This is a genomic window from Streptomyces sp. bgisy159 (assembly GCF_965341775.1).
GTDB lineage: Bacteria > Actinomycetota > Actinomycetes > Streptomycetales > Streptomycetaceae > Streptomyces.
In genome coordinates this window covers 85239-105908 of record NZ_CBDQZH010000013.1, presented here as the reverse complement: position 1 = coordinate 105908, position 20670 = coordinate 85239, and the positions used below count along the sequence as shown (strand labels likewise).

General features: G+C 73.7%; 18 protein-coding genes. 11 read left to right on the top strand and 7 right to left on the bottom strand.

Translation table 11 applies throughout. The annotated features are described in order from the left end of the window. Window positions 1–96: 96 nt before the first annotated feature. The 3 genes from ACSLTV_RS15550 to ACSLTV_RS15540 form a co-directional block, all read right to left on the bottom strand. Window positions 97–1020: a MurR/RpiR family transcriptional regulator gene (locus ACSLTV_RS15550; protein ID WP_432136450.1), complete on the bottom strand. Its 924-nt coding sequence runs from the start codon at window positions 1018–1020 to the stop codon at window positions 97–99. A gap of 273 nt (window positions 1021–1293) precedes the next feature. After that, window positions 1294–3219: a phosphatase PAP2 family protein gene (locus ACSLTV_RS15545; protein ID WP_435612328.1), complete on the bottom strand. Its 1926-nt coding sequence runs from the start codon at window positions 3217–3219 to the stop codon at window positions 1294–1296. 197 nt (window positions 3220–3416) lie between these two features. After that, window positions 3417–4358, bottom strand: coding sequence for an N-acetylglucosamine kinase (locus tag ACSLTV_RS15540; RefSeq protein ID WP_435612327.1), 942 nt, complete (start codon window positions 4356–4358; stop codon window positions 3417–3419). A gap of 213 nt (window positions 4359–4571) precedes the next feature. Between ACSLTV_RS15540 and ACSLTV_RS15535 the strand changes: the two genes are divergently transcribed. From ACSLTV_RS15535 to ACSLTV_RS15515, 5 genes are all read left to right on the top strand, one after another. Beyond that, window positions 4572–5705: an ROK family protein gene (locus ACSLTV_RS15535; RefSeq protein ID WP_432136453.1), complete on the top strand. Its 1134-nt coding sequence runs from the start codon at window positions 4572–4574 to the stop codon at window positions 5703–5705. Between the two features lie 265 nt (window positions 5706–5970). Then, complete coding sequence (locus tag ACSLTV_RS15530) at window positions 5971–7302, top strand: ABC transporter substrate-binding protein (RefSeq protein WP_432136454.1); 1332 nt, start codon at window positions 5971–5973, stop codon at window positions 7300–7302. 47 nt (window positions 7303–7349) lie between these two features. Beyond that, window positions 7350–8327 carry a carbohydrate ABC transporter permease gene (locus ACSLTV_RS15525; protein ID WP_432136455.1) on the top strand — a complete coding sequence of 326 codons (978 nt, stop codon included), beginning with the start codon at window positions 7350–7352 and terminating at the stop codon, window positions 8325–8327. A 30-nt stretch (window positions 8328–8357) separates the two neighbouring features. Continuing rightward, the gene (locus tag ACSLTV_RS15520; protein ID WP_432136456.1) at window positions 8358–9236 is read left to right on the top strand and encodes a carbohydrate ABC transporter permease; all 879 of its coding nucleotides are present in this window, start codon (window positions 8358–8360) and stop codon (window positions 9234–9236) included. Between the two features lie 6 nt (window positions 9237–9242). Further along, entirely contained in the window at window positions 9243–11078 is a 1836-nt protein-coding gene (locus tag ACSLTV_RS15515) for a hypothetical protein (RefSeq protein ID WP_435612326.1), read from the top strand. An 82-nt stretch (window positions 11079–11160) separates the two neighbouring features. Here the strand turns inward: ACSLTV_RS15515 and ACSLTV_RS15510 are convergent, their stop codons facing one another. Beyond that, complete coding sequence (locus ACSLTV_RS15510) at window positions 11161–11826, bottom strand: nucleoside/nucleotide kinase family protein (protein ID WP_435612325.1); 666 nt, start codon at window positions 11824–11826, stop codon at window positions 11161–11163. 36 nt (window positions 11827–11862) lie between these two features. Here ACSLTV_RS15510 and ACSLTV_RS15505 point away from each other — a divergent pair, with 36 nt between their 5' ends. The 3 genes from ACSLTV_RS15505 to ACSLTV_RS15495 all read left to right on the top strand — a co-directional run bounded on the left by ACSLTV_RS15505 (window position 11863) and on the right by ACSLTV_RS15495 (window position 14185). Beyond that, complete coding sequence (locus tag ACSLTV_RS15505) at window positions 11863–12258, top strand: YybH family protein (protein ID WP_435612324.1); 396 nt, start codon at window positions 11863–11865, stop codon at window positions 12256–12258. 79 nt (window positions 12259–12337) lie between these two features. Next, the gene (locus ACSLTV_RS15500; protein ID WP_432155221.1) at window positions 12338–13093 is read left to right on the top strand and encodes an HAD family hydrolase; all 756 of its coding nucleotides are present in this window, start codon (window positions 12338–12340) and stop codon (window positions 13091–13093) included. 147 nt (window positions 13094–13240) lie between these two features. After that, window positions 13241–14185: a lysylphosphatidylglycerol synthase domain-containing protein gene (locus ACSLTV_RS15495; protein ID WP_435612323.1), complete on the top strand. Its 945-nt coding sequence runs from the start codon at window positions 13241–13243 to the stop codon at window positions 14183–14185. Window positions 14186–14443: 258 nt separating this feature from the next. Here the strand turns inward: ACSLTV_RS15495 and ACSLTV_RS15490 are convergent, their stop codons facing one another. Together ACSLTV_RS15490 and ACSLTV_RS15485 are read right to left on the bottom strand one after the other, a co-directional pair. Next, window positions 14444–15403, bottom strand: a complete 960-nt coding sequence (locus ACSLTV_RS15490; protein WP_432136462.1) for a hypothetical protein — start codon at window positions 15401–15403, stop codon at window positions 14444–14446. A gap of 9 nt (window positions 15404–15412) precedes the next feature. Further along, window positions 15413–16885, bottom strand: a complete 1473-nt coding sequence (locus ACSLTV_RS15485; RefSeq protein ID WP_435612322.1) for an APC family permease — start codon at window positions 16883–16885, stop codon at window positions 15413–15415. A 341-nt stretch (window positions 16886–17226) separates the two neighbouring features. Between ACSLTV_RS15485 and ACSLTV_RS15480 the strand changes: the two genes are divergently transcribed. Beyond that, on the top strand, window positions 17227–17688 hold the full coding sequence (locus ACSLTV_RS15480) for a DUF5709 domain-containing protein (RefSeq protein ID WP_432136464.1): 462 nt from the start codon (window positions 17227–17229) through the stop codon (window positions 17686–17688). A gap of 137 nt (window positions 17689–17825) precedes the next feature. Continuing rightward, on the top strand, window positions 17826–19007 hold the full coding sequence (locus ACSLTV_RS15475) for a sulfite oxidase (protein ID WP_432136465.1): 1182 nt from the start codon (window positions 17826–17828) through the stop codon (window positions 19005–19007). Here ACSLTV_RS15475 and ACSLTV_RS15470 read toward each other — a convergent pair. Beyond that, entirely contained in the window at window positions 19004–19210 is a 207-nt protein-coding gene (locus ACSLTV_RS15470) for a hypothetical protein (RefSeq protein WP_432136466.1), read from the bottom strand. The genes ACSLTV_RS15475 and ACSLTV_RS15470 overlap by 4 nt on opposite strands. Before the next feature lie 433 nt (window positions 19211–19643). On the opposite strand from ACSLTV_RS15470, the gene bdeA reads away from it, so the two are divergent. Further along, window positions 19644–20564: a bis(hydroxyethyl) terephthalate hydrolase gene (gene bdeA / locus ACSLTV_RS15465; protein WP_432136467.1), complete on the top strand. Its 921-nt coding sequence runs from the start codon at window positions 19644–19646 to the stop codon at window positions 20562–20564. Window positions 20565–20670: the final 106 nt, after the last annotated feature.

Here is a 20670-nt window from a genome sequence, read left to right as displayed (position 1 = left end):
TGCAAGACGTATGAAAACATTCATGCGTGATCTGTTGTGAATAGTCGCAGTGAGTGAAGGCGCGGCCGGGGTGCGGTGGGGGCGGGGGAGCGGAGCTCACTCCCGCAGGAAGAACTGGTGCTGCTCGGCGATCTGCTCGTACTCCTCCAGGCGCGCCTGGGTCCGCTCGGGGCCGGCGTCGGTCATCGCCTGCAGCAGCGCGGCGGCCATGAGGCCGGGCGCCGCATAGGAGTCGAACACCAGCCGGGAACCGGTCCCGGTGGCGAACGTGACGTCCGCCTCGTCGGCGATCGCCCCGAGCGCCAGGTCGGTGATCAGCGCGACCTTCAGTCCGGCGCCCCGGGCGACCCGCACCGCCGTCAGGGTCTCCTGGGCGTGCCGGGGCATCGAGAACGCCAGCACCCAGCTGCCGCCGGCCTCCCGGGACTGCAGCAACGCGTCGTACGCGACGGTGCCGCCCCGGGTCACCAGCCGAACGTCGGGGTGGATACGGCGGGCCGCGTAGGCGAAGTACTCGGCGAGCGAGGCGGAGATGCGCAGGCCCAGCACGGTCAGCGGCGCGGACCGGGACAGGCTGCGGCCGATCTCGATCACCTGGTCGGGGTCGGCGAAGTCCCGGCGCAGGTTCTCCAGGTTCTCGAGCTCCGCGTCGACCGCCGCCTGGAGTTCGTTGCTGCGGTTCACCTCGGCCGCGGCGCCGCCGCTCGCGAGGGTGCCGAGCGCGATCGACTGCAGCCTCTCCCGCAGCGCCGGGTAGCCGCTGAAGCCGACGGCCCCCGCGAAGCGGGTCACCGACGGCTGGCTGACGCCGACCCGCTCGGCGAGGTCGGTGATCGACAGGAACGCGGCCTCGGTGATGTTCTCGATCAGGTACTGGGCGATGCGTCGCTGCCCCGGGGACAGGTGGGGCCCGTCGAAGAGCGCCCGGAGCCGTGACGTCGGGGAGCCACCCTCCTCCGGAGCCGTCCTGCCCGAGGTGATCGCTGACGCCTGCGCGCGTGCCTGCTGCGGCGATGGCACGGGGGTGCTTCCTTTGTCTCCCACGACCACTCAACATAGCTCACGCAGCGTGGTCACCCAGGGGCCCCGGACCTCCCCGGGCACCGGTTCGTACCCCCCTCACCTGCGACAGAGCAGGGCCGGGAGGCGACCTCGGCCTCCTGCCCGGCTGCCCCGTCACCTCCCGGTCGAGGCGGGAGCCGCCCCCGGCGGCTCGGCCCGGGGCAGCCGTGGCCGGGGCGGACCGGTGGGGCGTGTGGGGGCGCCCGCACCGGTGCCCGCCGCCGGGGCGGATCAGCGGTTCAGGAGGCGGACCGAGACGCCGTGGGCGGTGTACACGGGCTCGGCGCGCAGGGTCTCGGAGCACACGTCGATCCGGTCGAACTGGCCGCGCAGTCCCCCGGCCCGCAGTACCGGGACGGTGGTGCCGGCCCGCGGGGGGCGCTCCGCGTCCAGCCGCAGCGTGAGCGCGCTGCCGCGGTCCAGACGCGCCCGCCCGGAGACGCCGAGCACCGGGCCGTGGTCCCTGCGCAGAGCCAGGTCGAGCGTCCCGCCGCACTCCTGGAGCCATGCGCCGCGCACCCGCACCGGACGGTCCGCGCGCAGGGTGCCGCCGCGCAGCAGCACGTCGCCCTGGCCGAGGGCGTTCGCGTGCCCGGCGACGAGCGTGCCCGCCGTCACGACGGTGGAGCCGTGGTAGCGGTTGTGCCCGGTCAGAGTGAGCGTTCCGGAGCCGCCCTTGGTCAACCCGCCCTCACCCGCGATGTCGTTGCGCCAGACGTCGGCCGCGTGGAAACCGCCGCGTGCCGCGTCCAGGGTGACCGTCACGTCGGAGTCGAACGCGCCGTAGCCGTCGGCGGCCGTGAACAGGTCCAGCCGGCCCCACTGTTCGGGACCGTCCAGCAGTACGTAGCCCGACGGCAGAGCGGTGGTGCGCAGCACCTCGCGGCGCTGGGCCGCGCTCAGGTACGGCAGTCGCGTCTCCAGCAGCACCTCGGCGCCCTTCGGCACCGTGAGCGGCCGCTCGCGGCCGTGCCGGGTGAGGACGTACGTCAGCTTGGGCCGCACCACGCGTGCGTTGGCCGCCCGGTCGGCGTACGGGTCGTCGGCGCCCGGGTGCGCGTACGCGAACAGCGTGTCGGGGTCCGTCCCGGTGCGCTCGGTGAAGTAGGCCAGCGCCTGCGCCCGGGCGGCCGCCTTCAGCTCGGCGTTGGCCGGGTCGGCCAGGGTGGCCGCGGCGAGGGCGGTGGCCATGACCCGGCCGCCGACGACGTCGACGGGGGAGTGCATGCCGGCCACGATCCGGGTGTGTGACAACTCGAAGGCGCGGGTGACCAGTTCCTGGAAGCGCTCCGGTACCGCGTAGGCGAACGCCAGGCAGGCCAGGTGGTAGGCGTTGGTGTGGCCGCTGGGGAAGCCTCCGTCGTCCGCCGGTGAGGTGCTGCGCTGGCGCAGCAGTTGCGGCGCCACGACCACCCGCGAGTCGTACACCGGGTAGCCGAGGTCGTCGGTCCGGCCGGTGTCGACGACCTCGCTGTCCTCGTTCATGCGCCAGGGGCGCGGGTACTGGTGGGCGTACTTGGCCGGGTTGCCGGAGGCGAACGGCCCGCGGACCGTGTCCACCAGTTCGGCCACCCTGCCCAGGGCCGAGTCGTGCGCCCCCGCGCCGAGTGCGGAGCCCGCCGGGGCATCGGCCGGCACCTCGTCGTGGACCTTGCCCGCGGGGGTGCCGTCCGGCGCCCCGGTGATCGAGGTGACCGCCCGGGCGCCCTCCCGGTACAGGCCGGCCAGCGGGCCCAGAGCGGCGATCACGGCGTAGCTCTGGTGCTGGCGGTCGTAGACGAACGACTCCTTCGCCTGCTCCTCGGTACGCCCGGCGGTCACGCGGGCGCAGTAGCGCATGTTCGCGCGCAGCACCTCCGGCCGCAGGGGACTGCCCGTGTTCCAGGTGTCCCCCGTCTTCCACACCCGGGCGAACCCGCCCAGTATCCGCACCACGGCGTTCGTCTCGGCCGTCTGGTGGGCGATGACGTTGGATCTGTAGTCGTCGACGAAGTCGGCGAGCGCGGCGCCGTCGGCGGCCTTGGCGTCCGCGGCGGCCAGCCAGGACACCAGGGTCGGCGCGGCGACGAGCGCGGCCGAACCACCGACGGACGCCTTCAGCAAGCGCCTTCTGTTCACGGACGCGGAGGGCTGGAGCCCGGCGCGGGACGACGGCATGCGTGTGCCTCTCTGGAGAGTGGACCGGCCCTGCGGCCGGGGGCTGAGGTCGTGCGAACGAGTGCGGTCCTGAGCGGTCGTGACGGCTCGACGAGCCGGTCGCCGCCTCTGCGCGAAGATCTACGGCCGGGGCGTGTCGCCTTCCGGATCACCGGGCGGCCGGTGCGTGTCCCGGGGGTGAACGGGACGTTCGGGGGTCACAGGATCGAACGGGCCAGCGCCACCGCGCCCTCGACCGGCGCCACCGCCAGCGGCCTGGCGCGGGCGCCGGGCACCGCCTCGGCGAGCGCCGCGGTGAAGGCGCCGTACAGTGCCGGCCGTCCGAGTACGGTGCCGCCCGCCACCACCACGTCGTCGACCGGCACCCCGCGCGCGGCGAGCCCGGCGACGAGGGCGGCCAGCGCCCGGCCGCCCTCGGCGATCACGGAACGGGCGAGCGGGGAACCCGCCTCGGCGGCGGCGAAGACGACCGGGGCGTGCCGGCCCCACTCGGCGGAGACGTCGGTGGCGCTCTCCAGGGCCGCGCCGAGGGCCGGGACCTCCACCACGCCGAACGCCCCGGTCAGGGCGAGCGTGAGCGGGTCGGGCGGCTCGCCGCGATCGTGTGCGGCCCACACCGCACGGGCGGCCTGCCGGACCAGCCCGGCCGCGCCGCCCTCGTCTCCGAGGACCGCGCCCCAGCCGCCCACCTGCACGGACGTGCCGTCGGGCAGCCGGCCCACCGCGACGGAGCCGGTGCCGGCCACCAGGCCGACACCCTGGTCCAGACCGGCGGCGGGGACCAGGAGTTCGGCGTCGCCCACGACCCGCGCGGGCACCCCCAGGAGTTCGGCCACGGCGGCACGGAGCCGCGCGCACTGACGGTGGGTCTCGCAGGCGTGCGCGCCCACGGCGACGGCCGCGGGCGTGCTCCCCGCGGGCAGCGCCTCGCGGACCGTCTCGGCCAACCGGCGGGCGGCGGCCGGCGCGTCGTGCGGGCGCCAGCCGGTGCTCGGCCGGACGTGGTCGGCGACCACGGCGTCCCCCGCGAGCGCGCGCAGGTGCGTCTTGGTGCCGCCCACGTCGATGCCGACCACGAGCGGGGACGAGGACAGGGCGTCGTGCACGGATCCTCTTTCGTCGTATGCGCACAGCGTCATGTGCGCTGGGCCGCGACGGCGGGCGAGCCGTGCCTGGAGCTGGAGCAGAGGGTCGGGGAAGCCCCGGGACGGGCTTCCGGCGGACCACGGCAGGCGAGTACCGTGGGATTCGTTAGGAAATTAACTAACGAAGTACGGGGCGTCAAGGGTCCTTGAACCCCCCACACACACACCGCACCGCCGACGACCTGTGGGAGAACCGTGGAACACGTAGTGACGAGCGCTCCCCGTCTGACCGAGAGCGCGAACACCGTGTTCACCGTGCTGGCTCAGGCGGGCAGCGCGACCCGGCCGCAGCTGGCGAGCCTGGCGGGGCTGTCCAAGCCGACCGTGTCCGCCGCCGTGGCCGAACTGGAGGGCGTCCGCCTCGCCGCCCACTCCGGCACCGCCTCCAGCGGTACCGGCCGCTCGGCCGCCGTCTACCGCCTCGGCCCGGCGGCGGGGGCCGTCCTCGCCGTGGACCTCGGACCCGCGCTCACCCGGGTCCGGGCCTGCTCCCTGGACGGCGCCCTGCTCACCGAGGCCGACGGCTCCCGGGCCGACGCCGTCGACGTGGTGCGTGACGTGCTGCTCGCGCTGCCCGCCGACGCCCCGCTGCGCGCCATCGTCATGGCCGTCGGCGATGTCACCCGGCCCGAGGGCACGGGCGCCGGGATGCGTCCCGCGACGGCCAAGGCCGGGCCGGTCTTCGACGCCGTGGCCGTCGCCCTGCCCCCGGGCGTCCCGGTGCACCTGGAGAACAACGTCAACTGCGCGGCCCTGGCGGAGCTGCACGAGGGCGCCGCCCGGGGCCGCCACACCTTCGGCTACCTCCGGGTCGGCGTCGGCGTCGGCCTCGGCATCGTGGTCGGCGGCCGGGTGCTGCGCGGGGCGAACGGTGCCGCCGGTGAACTCGCCCGGCTGCCCTACCCGTGGGACGACGACCGCGTACCCCGCCATGAGGCCCTGGAGCAGTACCTGGGCGCCCGCTCCCTGCTGCGGCGCGCCCGCGACACCTGGCCGGACACGGACGGCCCGTGCCCCCGCACCACCGAACGGCTCTTCGCCCTCGCCGGCGCGGGCCGGCCGGCCGCGCGGGCCGTCGTCGACCGCCACGCCGTGGACGTGGGCCGGCTCGCCGCGGCCGTGACGGCCGTGCTGGACCCGGGGCTCATCGTGCTGGGCGGCAGCACCGGCGCGGACCACCGGCTGCTGCCCGGGGTGCGTGCCGAGCTGGCGCGGCTCAGCTGGCCCACCGAGGTGGTCAGCAGCACCGTGGGCGATCTGGGTACCGTCGTCGGGGCCGCCCGCCTCGCCGTCGCCCGGGGAGTCCAAACCGTGACCCGGGGAGCGCGGGTGGAGGATTGACGCCCTCCCGCCCGGTCTGCCAATGTCCGGACAAGCGCTTTCTAAGTCGGCCGGGACGCCGACTTGAGGGGAGTGTCCCGCCCGTACCCGAGGTACGGCAGCCGCGCGAGGGCGTGCTCGCGTGACGACGGCCATGGCGCCGGGGGCCGGTACCCGTCAGGATGGCGCGACCGGGCGAGGTCGCGCACAGAAAGCGCCTTCCGCAAAGGACCCGAGCCGTATCGACCGGCCGGACGATCCGTCACGCACATCCAGGGAGGACCCGGTGGGTCACCACATCTCGCGCAGAAGCCTGTTCCGCGCCGCGAGCGGCGTCACCGTCGCGGCTGCACTGGGCGGTTCGCTCAGCGCCTGCGCCGGCGGCACCGGCGCGGGCTCCAGCAGCGACAAGCTCACCATGATCTGGTGGGGCAGCGACCAGCGCCACGCGGCGTACAAGAAGGCGCTCGCCACCTTCCAGAAGAAGAACCCGAAGATCGAGGTCCAGGAGACCTACTCCGGCTACGACGGGTACTTCGACAAGTTCAACACCAACGTCGCCGGCGGCAGCGCGCCCGACCTGATGCAGATGGACACCGCGCTGGTCGCCCAGTACGCCCGCAAGGGTGTCCTCGCCCCGCTGGACTCCTACGTCGGCAAGACCCTGGACCTCACCGGCTTCTCCAAGACGCTCCTCGCCGCCGGCACCGTCGACGGCAAGCTGTACGGCGTCCCGTCGGGCATCGGCGTCAACCAGCTCACCGTCAACCGCAGCGGCCTGGAGGCCCTCGGCCTGAAGCTGCCGGACCGCGAGTGGACCTGGACCGACCTGAAGAAGATCTCCCAGGACGTCCACAAGAAGAGCGGCGGCAAGACCTACGGCGTCGACGACGGCGGCGGCTCCACCCTCCAGTGCTTCGAGATCTTCGCCCGCGAGAAGGGCGAGACCTTCTTCACCGACGACGGCAAGAAGCTCGGCTTCACCCCGGACACCCTCCAGGAGTGGTGGGAGTACTGGGCGGAGATGCGCGCCACCAACGCCTGCGGCCCCGCCGCGATCACCTCCGCCGCGCACAACGACCTCACCAAGAACGCCGTCGTCATCGGCAAGGCCCTGTTCACCTTCGACTCCGGCGTCTACGGCGCGGGCGGCTCCATCACCGACGCCCAGCTGGACTTCCTGCCCACCCCGCAGGGCGACTGGTCCGGCGCCCGCGAGGGCAACTTCGTCAACGGCGGCGTGCTGCTCAGCGCCACGAAGAAGAGCAAGAAGATCGACGACTCCGTCAAGATCATGTCGTTCTTCGCGCAGGACGACACCGCCATCAAGGACATGCAGCTGCTGCGCGGCATCCCGCCGACCGAGAAGGCCCGCGACCTCATCGCCTCCGGCCTGACCGAGACGGACAAGCTGAACATGGCCAACGCCGACTACATCTCCCAGCGCGTCTCCAAGGCCGGCAACGCGCTCCCCGCACCCGTGCCGCCGCCGCAGGGCGCCGACCAGGTCTGGGACCTGCTGTTCCAGTCCAACCTCGCCATCGCCTTCGGCAAGAAGTCGATCAAGGCACAACTGGGCGCGTTCTTCGACCAGGCGGCCGGAATCCTGGCCAAGTAGGCCGCGCCGTACGTCTGAAACACCGGGAGAGGGCCAGGGAGATGAGTATGACCACCGTGAAGACCGACGCGGTCGTGACGGAGCCGGCGGCTCCGACCACCCCGTCCGACCTGCGGGAACGCGAGCGCCAGCGTCGCCGCCTCGCCAGACGGCGGGGTGGCGGATGGTGGCCGTACCTCTTCCTGGCCCCCTGGTTCGTCGGGCTGTTCGGCCTCACGATCTACCCGATGCTCGACTCGCTGTACCTGTCCTTCACCGACTTCGACCTGCTCACCCCCGCGCGGTGGGTCGGCGCGGACAACTACTCGCGGATGTTCGGCGACGACCCGGTCTTCTGGGACTCGGTGCACGCCACCCTCATCTACGTCGTCGTCTCCGTGCCCCTCAAACTCGCCCTCGCACTGGGGGTGGCGATGCTCCTCAACCGCGACCTGAAGGGCATCGGCCTGTACCGGGCCGCCTTCTACCTGCCCTCACTGCTGGGCGGCGCCGTCGCCGTCGCCATCGTCTGGCGCCAGGTCTTCGGCGGCGACGGCCTCTTCAACGACTTCCTCGCCTGGTTCGGCATCGAGGGCCAGGACTGGATCTCCAGCCCCGACAGCGCCCTCTACACCCTGGTCCTGCTGGCCGTCTGGCAGTTCGGCACCCCGATGGTCATCTTCCTCGCCGGCCTGAAGCAGCTGCCGAAGGACGTCTACGAGGCCGCCGCCATCGACGGCGCGACACCCGTCACCCGGTTCTTCCGCATCACCCTGCCGCTGCTCACCCCGATCGTCTTCTTCAACGTCGTCCTGCAGATCATCGACGCGTTCAAGACCTTCACCCCCGCCTTCGTCATCAGCAACGGCTCCGGCGGCCCCCTCAACTCGACGATGCTCTACTCCCTCTACCTGTACAAGAAGGGCTTCACCGACCTGGAGATGGGCTACGCCTCGGCGCTGGCCTGGGTGCTCTTCCTGGTCATCGCCCTCTTCACGGCGGTCAACTTCATCGCCAGCCGCTACTGGGTCCATTACGACGACTGACGCCTGAGCGAGGAAGAGGAACCACCTCCCATGTCCGCCATCACCCCCTCCCCGACGCCGCTGCAGAAGTTCCGCTCGCTGCCCGGGCCCCGGCGCATCCTGATCCACACGCTGCTCGTCGGTGTCGCCGTCGTGATGCTCTACCCGCTGCTGTGGATGCTCAGCAGCTCCGTCAAGCCCGACGGCGAGATCTTCACCCACCCCGGGCTCATCCCGGGCGAGATCCGCCCCGAGAACTACTCCGAGGGCTGGAGCGGCTCCGGCAACTCCTTCTCCCTCTACATCACCAACTCGCTGATCGTCACCATCGGCGCGGTCATCGGCAACGTCATCTCCTGCTCACTGGCGGCCTACGCCTTCGCGCGCTTCGAGTTCCGCGGCAAGAAGGTCTGGTTCGGGCTGATGCTCGGCACGCTGATGCTGCCCACCCAGGCCGTGCTGATCCCGCAGTACACGATCTTCTACAACCTGACCTGGATCAACACCTTCCTGCCGCTGATCGTGCCCAAGTTCCTCGCGGTGGACGCCTTCTTCATCTTCCTGATGGTCCAGTTCATCCGCTCCATCCCGCGCGAGCTGGACCAGGCGGCCATGATGGACGGCGCCAACCCCTTGCAGATCTACTGGAAGATCATCCTGCCGCTGATGAAGCCGGCCCTGGTCACCACCACGATCTTCACCTTCATCTGGACCTACGACGACTTCCTCCACCAGCTCGTCTACCTCCAGCAGAACGACCGCTTCACCGTCCCGCTGGGCCTGACCCTCTTCCTGGACAAGACCAGCGGCTCGTCGTACGGCGCCATGTTCGCCATGTCGACCCTCGCCCTCCTGCCCACCCTCATCTGCTTCCTCGTCTTCCAGAAGAGGCTGGTGGAAGGCCTGGCGACCTCCGGAATGAAGGGCTGACGCGACATGCACCTCCCCCGCCAGCGCGGCCCGCTGCACGACCTGCCCGACACCCCCGAGGCCTACGACGCCGTTCTCGCCGACGTCACCGAGCAGGCGCTGGCCCGCCTCACCCCCGAGGGCGGGCTGGAACACCCGGACTGCACCGACGACGTCGGCGACACCTCCCTCGGCATCACCTCCCTGCTGGCCCTGGCCTGGCAGCGCGGCAAGGACCCCCGGCTGCCCGAGGCCGTGCGCCGCAGCCTCGCCTTCCATCTGGAGCGACGGGTGTACCGGGACGACAACCCCGGCTACCCCAACCTGAGGGTGCGCGACTCCGGTCTGCCCTACGCCCGCTACGTCCTTCGACCCGGTGCCCACCCCATCGGCGACTGGCCGAGCACGGTGTGGGCGCTGCTCCAGGCCGTCGACGTCCTCGACCTCGCGGACGGGCTGGTGCCCGACGAGCAGCGCGCCGCACTGCTGGACGTGGCGCGCGGCTACTGGCGCTGGCTGACCGAGGCGACGTTCTTCAACCCGCAGGAGGCCGGCAACCAGGCGATCGGCTGCGTGGTCGGCGGGCTGATGCTGGCCCGCCACCTCCCCGGCCACGAGGGCACGGCGGTGCGCTCCCGGGCGCTGGAGCTGTACCGCGAGGAGATCCGCGCCCACCGGGTCCGCGACCGGGGCGCGCTGCTGCCCCCCGAGCACGGCGGCGCCTACGACAACAACTACGGCCCGATCTCCCTGTCCTTCCTCGCCCAGGCCCACATCGTCAGCGGCGAGGAGGTGTTCGCCGAGGACGGCGACACCCTCGCCCGCTACATCGACGCCCGCCTCACCGGCGGCGGCTTCGACAACGGCGGCCCCCGCTACAGCGAGCAGCACTCCGGTTTCGAAGCGATGCTCGGACTGCGCTACTTCGGCGCCCGCGTCGGCGCCGACCTGGGCCGCTACCGGGGCGACACCCGCTGGGGACGGCACGCGGTGAAGGCCGACGGCGGCGTCGACGGCCACTTCGCGTGGATGCTGGTCTGGCAGATCCAGGACCCCACCCGCTGGCACCGCACCCCGTCGAACGGCTTCTCCCGCCATCAACTGCGCTCGGGCACGGTGTCGGTGGCCTTCGACGACCGGATGACCCCGGCGGTCGTCGAGGCCGGCGGCACCTACTGCCTGCCGGCCGCCGTGAACCGCCAGCACGGCCACGGACCGGTCGCCGACGGCTTCCTGCTGTGCCGCCCCATGGGCGAGGTGCGCGTCCGCGACGCCCGCGCGGGCGGCCTCACGGCCAAACTGGTCACCAAACCGGTCGTCGGCCGCGACCACGTCCTGCGCCACGTGCGGTCCCTGTACGTCACCGACGGCACCCTCCTGTGGGTCACCGTGGCCGTCGAGCGGCTGGACGGCACGCCGTACCTGCTCGCCGGGATGCCGTACGCCGCCGACGACGGCGACCGTGTGCGCCGCACCGCCGAGGCGGCCGTGGGCGCGGCCGGCGCCCTGCGCCTCACGCACCCCGCGTCGTCGGGGCCCGAGCACTTCGACGCCCGCGCCGAACTCACCCAGGAACAGGCGGCCTTCGCCCTGGCGGCCGACCCGCGCGGCTATGGCGACCCGGACGAGGGGTGGCGGCACCTGGTCTCCTCGACGGCCCTGGAGGCGGACCCGCTGCCCGGCGACCCCGAGGACCTCACCGTCTTCGCGGTCCGCTACGGCAGTGCGGAACCCCTCCGGGTGTCCGTCGAGCACGCGGAGGCGGGTCTGACCGTACGCACCGACGCGTTCACCGCCGTACTCGGCGACCCGGCGGGCGACGCCCGGGGGGAACCGGAACTGACGCTGCGCGCGGCACCGTGACCTGACGCGCCCCGAGACGGCGAGCGGTCGGACCGCCGCTCACCCACGGCGGTCCGCTCCGGCTTCCCCCGGTGCGGCACCGCTACGGCGCGGTCCGCTCCCGTCCCGGCCGGCCCACGACGCCCCGCACCACCAGGTCCGCGTGCTCCCGGGTCGCCGCCACCAGCTCGGCGTTGCGCTGGTCCGAGCGCATGACCCAGGCCACCGCGTCCTCGTGGCTCTTGCCGAACTCCTCGTGCCGGGCGATCAGCCCGCGCAGCCGCGACTCCTCGTCGGCCTCGCAGAACCACACCTCGTCCAGGAGGGGCCGCACCCGCGCCCACGCGCCCGTCTCCAGCAACAGGTAGTTGCCCTCCGTCACCACCAGCCGCGCGGCCGGCGCCACCGGGAGGGCCCCGGCGATCGGCTGCTCCAGGACCCGTTCGAAGCCGGGCGCGTAGACCACGTCCTCGGTGTCGTCCCGCAGGCGCCGCAGCAGCGCCGCGTACCCGGCGGCGTCGAACGTGTCCGGCGCCCCCTTGCGGTCACGGCGGCCCAGCCGGTCCAGTTCGGTGTCGGAGAGGTGGAAGCCGTCCATCGGGACGTGCGCCGCCCATGGCCGGCCGGCGCCGTTCAGCGCGGCCACCAGCCGCTCGGCGAGCGTCGTCTTCCCCGCGCCCGGGGCACCCGTGATGCCGAGGAGCGCCCGCCGCCCGTCCCGCACGAGGGAACGGGCACGCAGGACCAGATCGTCGAACAGAACAGACACACCCGCAGTGTGTCACCCGGAGGAAGGAGGAGGACCGTGCCCGACGACGAGACGCAGATCCGCACCCTGATCACCCGCTGGGCCGACGCCGTCCACCGGGGCGACCTCGACGGCGTGCTGGCCGGCCACGCCGAGGACCTCGTCATGTACAACGTGCCGCCGCCCCCCGAGGGCCTGCGGGGCCTGGCCGCCTACCGGGCGCTGTGGCCGCCGTTCTTCGCCTGGCAGGCCACCGGCGCGCGCTTCGAGATAGACACCCTGGACATCACCGCCGGCGCGTACGTCGCCTACGCGCACGCGCTGCTGCGCTGCGGCAGCCCGGAGGAGCTGGCCGCGCACCCCGGGCTGCGGCTGCGGCTGACGTTCGGGCTGCGCAAGGAGCGCGACCGCTGGCTGATCGCCCACGAACACCACTCCTTCCCGCACGACTGAGGCCCGGCCGACGCACCGCGGAGCCATGCGGCAAGGGTGCCGGACGCACGATCGGCCCCCGGAGGGGAACGGTGTCCTCATGACGACCGAATCGACGACCTCGCTCGGACTGCCCGACACGATCCAGGCCTGCCTGTTCGATCTCGACGGCGTGGTGACCCGCACCGCCCTGGTGCACGCCGCGGCCTGGAAGGAGACCTTCGACGCGTTCCTGCGGGAGCGCGACGGCGGCTCCTTCCGCCCCTTCGACGCCTCCCACGACTACGACGAGTACGTCGACGGCCTGCCCCGCGCCGACGGCGTGCGCACCTTCCTCGCCTCCCGGGGCATCGAACTGCCCGAGGGAACCACCGACGACCCGCCCGACGCCCGGACCGTCCACGGCCTCGGCAACCGCAAGAACGCCCTGCTGCTGGACAGGATCCGCAGCCAGGGCGTCGAACCCTACGAGAGCACCCTGCGCTACATCGAGACCGCCCGCGCGCACGGCCTGCGCACCGCGATCGTCTCCTCCAGCGCCAACACCCTGGCCGTGCTGCGCTCCCTCGACGCGGAGAGGCTCTTCGACGTGCGGATCGACGGCGTGGTGGCCGCCGAGCGGCGGCTGCCCGGCAAGCCGCGCCCCGACACCTTCCTCGCCGCCGCCGCGGACCTGGGCGTCGAGCCGTCCCACGCGGCCGTCTTCGAGGACGCCCTGGCCGGCATGGACGCCGGCCGCTCCGGCCGCTTCGGGTACGTGGTGGGCGTCGACCGCGTCGGTCAGGCCGACGCCCTCTACGCGCACGGCGCGGACATCGTCGTCCGGGACCTCGCGGAACTGACGGGCTCCGGCTGAGTCACCACGCCCCGCGCGTCCTCCGCACGGGCGCACCGGACGGGACGGCCCGCGGAAGACCGGGTTAATTTGACCGTGATCCGCGCACTCCGCAGGGACGCCGGATGCTGGCCGCCGCGAGCCGACCGTCGAGAGGGGCAGCGCCGCATGACGACCGAGCCGTGCGTCGCCGCACCCGTCCGGCGGGGCGTTGCCTGGCACACGCCGCTGTCCGTCGCGGTGCTGTGCGCGGCCGTCTGGCTGGCCCACAGCCACTGGCCGCTGCTGCGCGGCGGCGCCGGCCGGCTCGCCGCCGCCGACCAGGGCTGGCTGTTGCTCGGCGCCACCGCCACCCTCGCCACCTGGGCCTCGGCGGCCCTCGCCCAGCAGGGCGCCGTGCCCCGGCGGCTGCCCGGCGCCCGGCTGGTGGCCGCCCAGTTCGCCGCCTCCGCCGCCAACCACGTGCTGCCCGCCGGGGTCGGCGCGAGCGCGGTCAACCTGCGGTTCCTGATGCGCTGCGGCCTCCCGGCGGCCCGCTCGGCGAGCGCGCTGGCCGTGAAGGCGGCCGCCGCCGCCCTGGTCCGCGTCGCCCTGATCGCCGTACTCGCTCCGGCCTGCCCCGGAGTCGTGCGGCTCCCCGGGGTCTCCCCGACCGGCGCCGCCGTCGTCGCCGCCACCGCGGCCGGGCTCGTCCTGCTGCTGTGCGGCCCGCTGCGGCCCCGCTGCCGGCGCGCCCTGGCGGCGGTCGGCGGCGATCTGCGGGCCGTGCACGCCCGCCCGGGCCGGGCCGCCGCGCTGTGGGGCGGCTCGCTCGCCTTCGCCGCCCTGCACGCGCTGGTGCTGGTCGCCGTCGCCCGGTCCGTCGAACTGCCGCTGCCCCCGGCTCGGGTGGCGCTGCTGTACGTCGCCGCGAGCACGGCCGCCGCCCTGCTGCCGACACCCGGCGGTCTGGGCTCCCTGGACGCGGCCCTCGTCCTCGCCCTCGCCGCCGCCGGGGCACCGGGCGCGACGGCGGCCTCGACGGTGCTCGGATACCGGCTGCTGACGGTATGGCTGCCGCTGGTCCCGGGCCTGCTGGTGCTGGGGGTGCTCGTCCGACGCCGGGCACTGTGACGGGTGCGGGGGCGTGCGCCCTGTACGAGAAGCGCCGCTTCCACGCGGAGGGCTCCGGACTCCGTGGGCCTGCGGGAGTGGGGAAGCCGTGATGGCCCGGGACGGCGCGCCGCCCCGGGGCGCCGCAGGCCGCGCAGCGGGGGCCGCCGACTCCGCCACCGGCTGCCCGGACGCCACCGCCGCATCCACCCCGTGGCTCCGGCGAGCAACGGGAGGGTGGGCTTCGAGCGCCCCTGCGGAGAGCCGCGGCCGGCTGCCCTACGCCGGCACCGCCAACTCCCTGCGTCGCCGCATGATCTGCTGGGCGGGGTCGCCCGTGCACGACCAGGGCGTACGGGTGACCCGTCGGCCCAGCATCCGCAGCAGCGCGCCCGCGATGTCGTCCGCCCCCGCCCAACAGGCCGCGTGGGCCAGACAGTTCAGGTCGCGCAGCTCCGCGGGCGCGACCGCGCCGCCGGGCCGGACGGCGATCCAGCGGTCCCAGGTGCGCCGTACGTCGCTCACGGCGCCGTCGTGCTTCCAGTGCTGGCAAGAGAGCAGCCCGGGCGCCCGGCCGCCCGGCATGTCCCGCGCGTACCGGTACTCCTCCACGCGCGCGTACTGCACCAGCACCGGCAGCGGGCAGCCGGGCGGCGCCACCCCGGCCGCGTCGCGGGCGAAGTCGTACATCAGCCCGTGCGTGCCGTGCCAGCGGGCCGCGTAATAGTGCAGCACCTGCAGGTGGCCCTCCATGCTGTACCGGTCACGCCGGTGCAACTCGTCCCACCAGCGGGCCAGTTCCTGCCGCCGCACCCCGGCCGGGTACAGCCGCGCCACCGAGATCAGCGAGATCCACGGCGTCGGGTCCGCCGGGTACGCCTCGGTCGCCGCCAGGCACGCCCGCACCGCGGCGTCCACGCGTTCCTGGTCGATCGGCACCCCGCGTCCCGCGGCGATGGCCAGGTGGAAGGCCCGGGTGGTCTCCGTGGCAGCCCACAGCACCAGCGCGTCCGCGCTGCGCGGCTCGGCGGCCAGCCAGGTCTCCACCGTGGACGTGCCCGCGCAGGCCTGCGCCAGCTGCCGCACCCGGAAGCCGCGCACCGTCCAGTCGGGCCCGGTGGCCCGCAGCAGCTCCCGCAGGCCCTGCCAGCGGCCGATGACGATGTCGTGCCGGGCGGCGGAGACGGCCCGGTCCCCGCAGTCGGGGTCGAAGTCGAGGGCGAAGCGGTCGCGCGCCATCGGACCCCCTCAGAAGTCGGTGGGAAGGCCCTCGTACGACGCCGAGCGCGCGGCCGGGGAGAGTCCCGGCACGGACCGCGCCTCCACCGTACGCGAGGCGTCCAGCCGGGCGGGCCGGTAGTACTCGCTGCCCCGCCGCCAGAACCAGAGCATCGGCACCACACCCGCCGCCAGGCCGCCCAGACCGATCGCCACGGCGGACGGGCTCAGCTCGCCCAGCGACTCGGCGAACACCCAGAACATGAACAGCGACCCCGACAGCGGCCACACCCCGCCCAGCAGGAACGCGGCCGGCGACGACAGCAGCGTCCTGCGGTAGGCGACCACCGCCGCCAGACCCGCCAGGCCGTAGTACACGGCGATCTGCAGGCCCATCGCCGAGATCGCGTCGCCGAGGATGTCGCCCACCGTGCCCAGCGCGTTGGACGCCACGAACAGTGCCAGCGCCACCGTGCCGACCACCGCGCACGCCACCCACGGCGTGTTCCACCGCGCGTGCACCCGGCCCAGCGCGGCCGGCATCGTACGGTCCCGGCCCATCGCGAACAGCGAGCGGGTCACCTGCACCAGGGTGGTCTCCAGCGTGGCGATGGTGGACAGCATCACCGCGACCGTCAGCAGCCGGCCGCCCCAGCCCGGCCAGATCTCCTCGCCCAGCACCGCCAGCACACCGGCGCCGCTGTGCTGGACCTGGTCCGACGTCAGGATGACGTTCGCCGCGACGGTGAACACCTCGAACAGCACGAAGACGGCGCCGAGGCCGATCAGCCCCGCGAGCCCGCAGGTGCGGCGGCTGTCGCGGGTCTCCTCACTGAGGTTGCCGGTGACGTCCCAGCCCCAGTAGAAGAACGCGGCGACCAGCGCCCCCGACGCGAACCCGGAGACCCCGTCGAAGTGGCCCGGACCCAGCCACGACGGGTCGAACGAGCGCGCCGTGTCCTGGTGCAGGAAGGCCAGCAGTGCGAACAGGACCAGGATCGCCGACTCCACGCCGGTCATCAGCAGTTGCGCCCGCACGGTCAGCCGAGCCCCGCCCAGCACCACCCCGAGCATCACCAGGAACCAGGCGGCTCCGACGACCGTCGACAGCGCCGTGTCGTCGGCCAGGTCCGCGTCGAACAGCGCCAGCGTCATCGAACCGGCGGGCAGCGACCCCGCCACCATGAAGATCGTGGCCGACACCACCAGCGCCCAGCCGCTCAGGAACCCGAGGAACGGGTGGAGCGTGCGCCCCACCCAGGAGTAACTGGCGCCCGCGTTCACGTCGATGCGGCCGAGCCGGCTGAACGCCAGCGCGATGCCGGCCATCGGTATCGCGCAGTACAGCAGCGCCGCCGGGCTCGCCAGGCCCACCGCTCCGGCCAGGACGGCGGTGCCGGCGGCGATGGAGTAGGCGGGCGCACTGCCCGCCACCGCCATCACCACCGTGTCGGACGTGCCCAGGGCATCGGCCCGCAGGCCGCGGCCGCTGCTGTAGCTCATGGTGCGCTGCTTTCCGTCGTGCACGCCTCGCGGACACCAGCGTCCGAGCGGCGTCGGGGGGTGGGGGGTCGAGCGACCGCCGCGCACCGCGAGGGGTGGCCTCGGGGTGCCGGCGGAGCGGGGCGTGGCGGCGACCGTCACACGGTGCGTCGGCGGACGGTCACACGGAGTGTGCGAGTGATGATAGTGCCAGCCTTTGATCTTTCAAGATTGGCGGAGCGGAATTCTCCGTCCGGACCGTGCGCCCGGCACATGCCGGGATTGGGGGACCTCAGCCGGGAAACGCGAACCGGGAAACGGGTACCGCGACACCGCACACCCGGCGAGCGAAGGAGGCACCCATGGGCAGCGAGCCCCAGGCGATGGGCGACGACGCCTACCAGCCCACCGGAAGCAACGAGGAACAGCAGGACGCGGCGCCGCTGGACCTTCAGGACGCCGTCGACGAACGCACCTACGACGACATGCTCGACGAGGGCTACTCACCGCCGGAGAAGCCGCTGGGCGTCACCAAGCACGGCGTCACCGCCGCCGAACAGCACGACGGCGAGACCCTCGACGAGCGCTTGGGCCAGGAGGTCCCGGACGTCGGTGAGCCCGTCGGGGACGGCGTCGGCGACCTGCCCGGTGGCGAGGGCGAACCCGTGGACCCCGAGGCGGGCGAGGAGCGGGCCGGCCGGCTGGTCGCCCCCGACCAGGGCGCCCACCCCGACACCACCAAGGAGGAGATCGCCGAGGACAAGGGCGTGGACGGCGGCGCCGCGAGCGCCGAGGAGGCGGCGGTCCACGTCATCGAGGAGTGACGGGCCGGGGGAGCGCGGACACGCGAGGACGGAACGCGGCCCGCGAGGGCGGAGCGTGGCCACGACGTGAGCGCGCGGCCCGGGGATGAGCGCGGCCCCGGGATGAGCGCGCGGCCCCGCGGCGCGACAATCGGAACGTGGGCCAGGAAAACGGAATCGGCGGGGCCAGCACTCCCGCCCGGCTGGCCGCCCCCGACGAGGGCATCGGCCGGGACGAGCTGGCGCTGGCCGCCCGCAACCACGGCCTCCCCCTGGAGGCCCTGCGGTACGACCTCACCCCGCCGGGCCTGCACTACGTCCTCACTCACTACGACATCCCCTGGGTCACCGACGCCACCGTGTGGCGGCTGACGCTCGGCGGCCGCGTCACCCGCCCGCTCAGCCTCACCCCCGACGACCTGCGCGCGCTGCCCTCCGTCACCACCCGCGTCACCCTCGAATGCGCGGGCAACGGGCGCGCCCTGCTCTCGCCGCGGCCGGTCAGCCAGCCCTGGCTCGTCGAGGCCGTCGGTACGGCCGAGTGGACCGGCGTACCGCTGCGGCTGCTGCTCGCCGAGGCGGGAGCCGACCCGTCCGCCGTCGACGTGGTCTTCACCGGTGCCGACCACGGCGTGGAACGCGGCGTCGAGCAGGACTACCGGCGCGCCCTTCCCCTGGCCGCGGCCACCGGCACCGACCCCGAGGTGCTCGTCGCGTACGCCATGAACGGCACCGCGCTGCCCCCGCAGCACGGCCACCCGCTGCGCCTGGTGGTGCCCGGCTGGTACGGCATGGCCCACGTGAAGTGGCTGCGTGACATCACCGTCGTCGACGCTCCCTTCACCGGCTTCCAGCACACCGTCGCCTACCGGCTGCGCCAACGCCCCGACGACGAGGGCGAGCCGGTCACCCGGATCGCCCCCCGCGCACTCCTGGTGCCCCCCGGCTTCCCCGACTTCATGTCCCGCACCCGGATCGTGCGCCCGGGCCCGGTGCCGCTGGAGGGCCGCGCGTGGTCCGGGCACGCCCCGGTCACCCGGGTCGAGGTCAGCTCCGACGGCGGGGACACCTGGCGCGAAGCCGCCCTCGCCCCGGACGAGGGTCACCCCTGGGCCTGGCGGCGCTGGCACCTGACCTGGCCCGCCACCCCCGGCGACCACGTCCTGTGCGCCCGCGCCACCGACGCCGAGGGACGCACGCAGCCCCCGAGCCCGCCCTGGAATCGCGGCGGCTTCGCCAACAACGCGGTCCAACGGGTCGCCGTGCTCTGCGCCGACACGGCACGGGAGCCGGGACAGGGGCGGGAACGAGGGCCGCTGGGGCCGGGGGAGCCCGGCTAGGGCAGCAGCTTCTCGATCACACTGGTGCCCTCCTTCTCCAGCTTCCGCCGGGCCCATTCGAGGTTGTGCGGCGTGAGGTCCCGGCCGGCGGCGAGGACCACGTCCTCCGGCGACACGTCGGTGCCGGTGCGCGCGTGGAGCAGACGGTCCGGAGTGATGCGGTTCTGGGAGGGTCGGGACTCTCCCGGCTGTGACGTCGACATTTCTCTGCTCCTCGCGTCCGGGGGACTGCTTCGGCCCCGGTGCGGTCACCGGGCCCACTATCACCATTCATCGCGGAAGCCCACCGTGCATCCCGAAGCGGTCGGAGACCGTCCGGACCCGGTCCCTCCGCCACTCAGGGGTACCGTGCGGCGCCCGTGTGTAACCCCGTGACCTGCCTGGGAACGGGCGCACTTCGACGCCTCGGGGCCCGGCGGCCCGTGATCCGAGCCCGCCCGGCTGACCAAGGGGACGGCCGGCACGGACGTCGCCCTCCGCGCGCCCCCGTCCACGTCCCCGTCCCCACGAGACCGGTGACTTCGCCGGTCCCCGGGGCACGACCCAGCCCCGACAGTGGCACCGCCATCACCCGACGGCGGTGCCACGGCCTCGCTCCGGCCGGGCGGCACCCCCCGACCGAGAGGACGACTCGTCGTGCAACTCCCCACCCGCACCGGCGCCCCCCACCGCCCCACCCGGCGCCGCGCCGGACGCCTGACCGGCGCGGCCGCCGCGCTGGCCGCCGTGATCGGTCTCACCACCCTCAGCGGGCCCGGCGCCCACGCCGCCGACAACCCCTACGAGCGCGGCCCCGCGCCGACCACCGCGAGCATCGAGGCCCTGCGCGGTCCGTACGCCGTCTCCGAGACGACGGTCCCCTCGTTCTTCGTCACCGGCTTCGGCGGCGGCACCATCTACTACCCGACCACGACCAGCGACGGCACCTTCGGAGCCGTGGCCGTCTCGCCCGGCTACACCGGCACCCAGTCGTCCATCGCCTGGCTGGGCCCGCGCCTGGCCTCCCAGGGCTTCGTCGTCTTCACCATCGACACCATCACCACCCTCGACCAGCCCGACTCCCGGGGCCGCCAACTGCTCGCCGCGCTGGACTACCTCACCCAGCGCAGCAGCGTGCGCTCCCGGGTCGACAGCTCACGCCTCGGCGTCATGGGCCACTCCATGGGCGGCGGCGGCAGCCTGGAGGCCGCCAAGTCCCGGCCCTCCCTGCAGGCGGCGATCCCGCTGACCCCGTGGAACCTCGACAAGACCTGGCCCGAGATCAGCACCCCCACCCTGATCTTCGGCGCCGACGGCGACATCATCGCGCCTGTCGCCACCCACGCGCAGCCCTTCTACACCAGCCTGCCGTCCTCGCTGGACCGGGCGTACCTCGAACTCAACAACGCCACGCACTTCAGCCCGAACACGTCGAACACCACCATCGCCAAGTACAGCGTGTCCTGGCTGAAGCGCTTCATCGACGACGACACCCGCTACGAGCAGTTCCTGTGCCCGCTGCCGCGGCCCAGCTTCACGATCGAGGAGTACCGGGGCAACTGCCCGCACACCTCCTGACGGACTGTCACCCACGGTCCGCCCGGCGGCGGTCGCGCTTCCCGCGCGGCCGCCGCCGCGTGTTGTGCCGGCGCACGGCGCGGCCCGCCCGGTGTTGGGCGCCGGC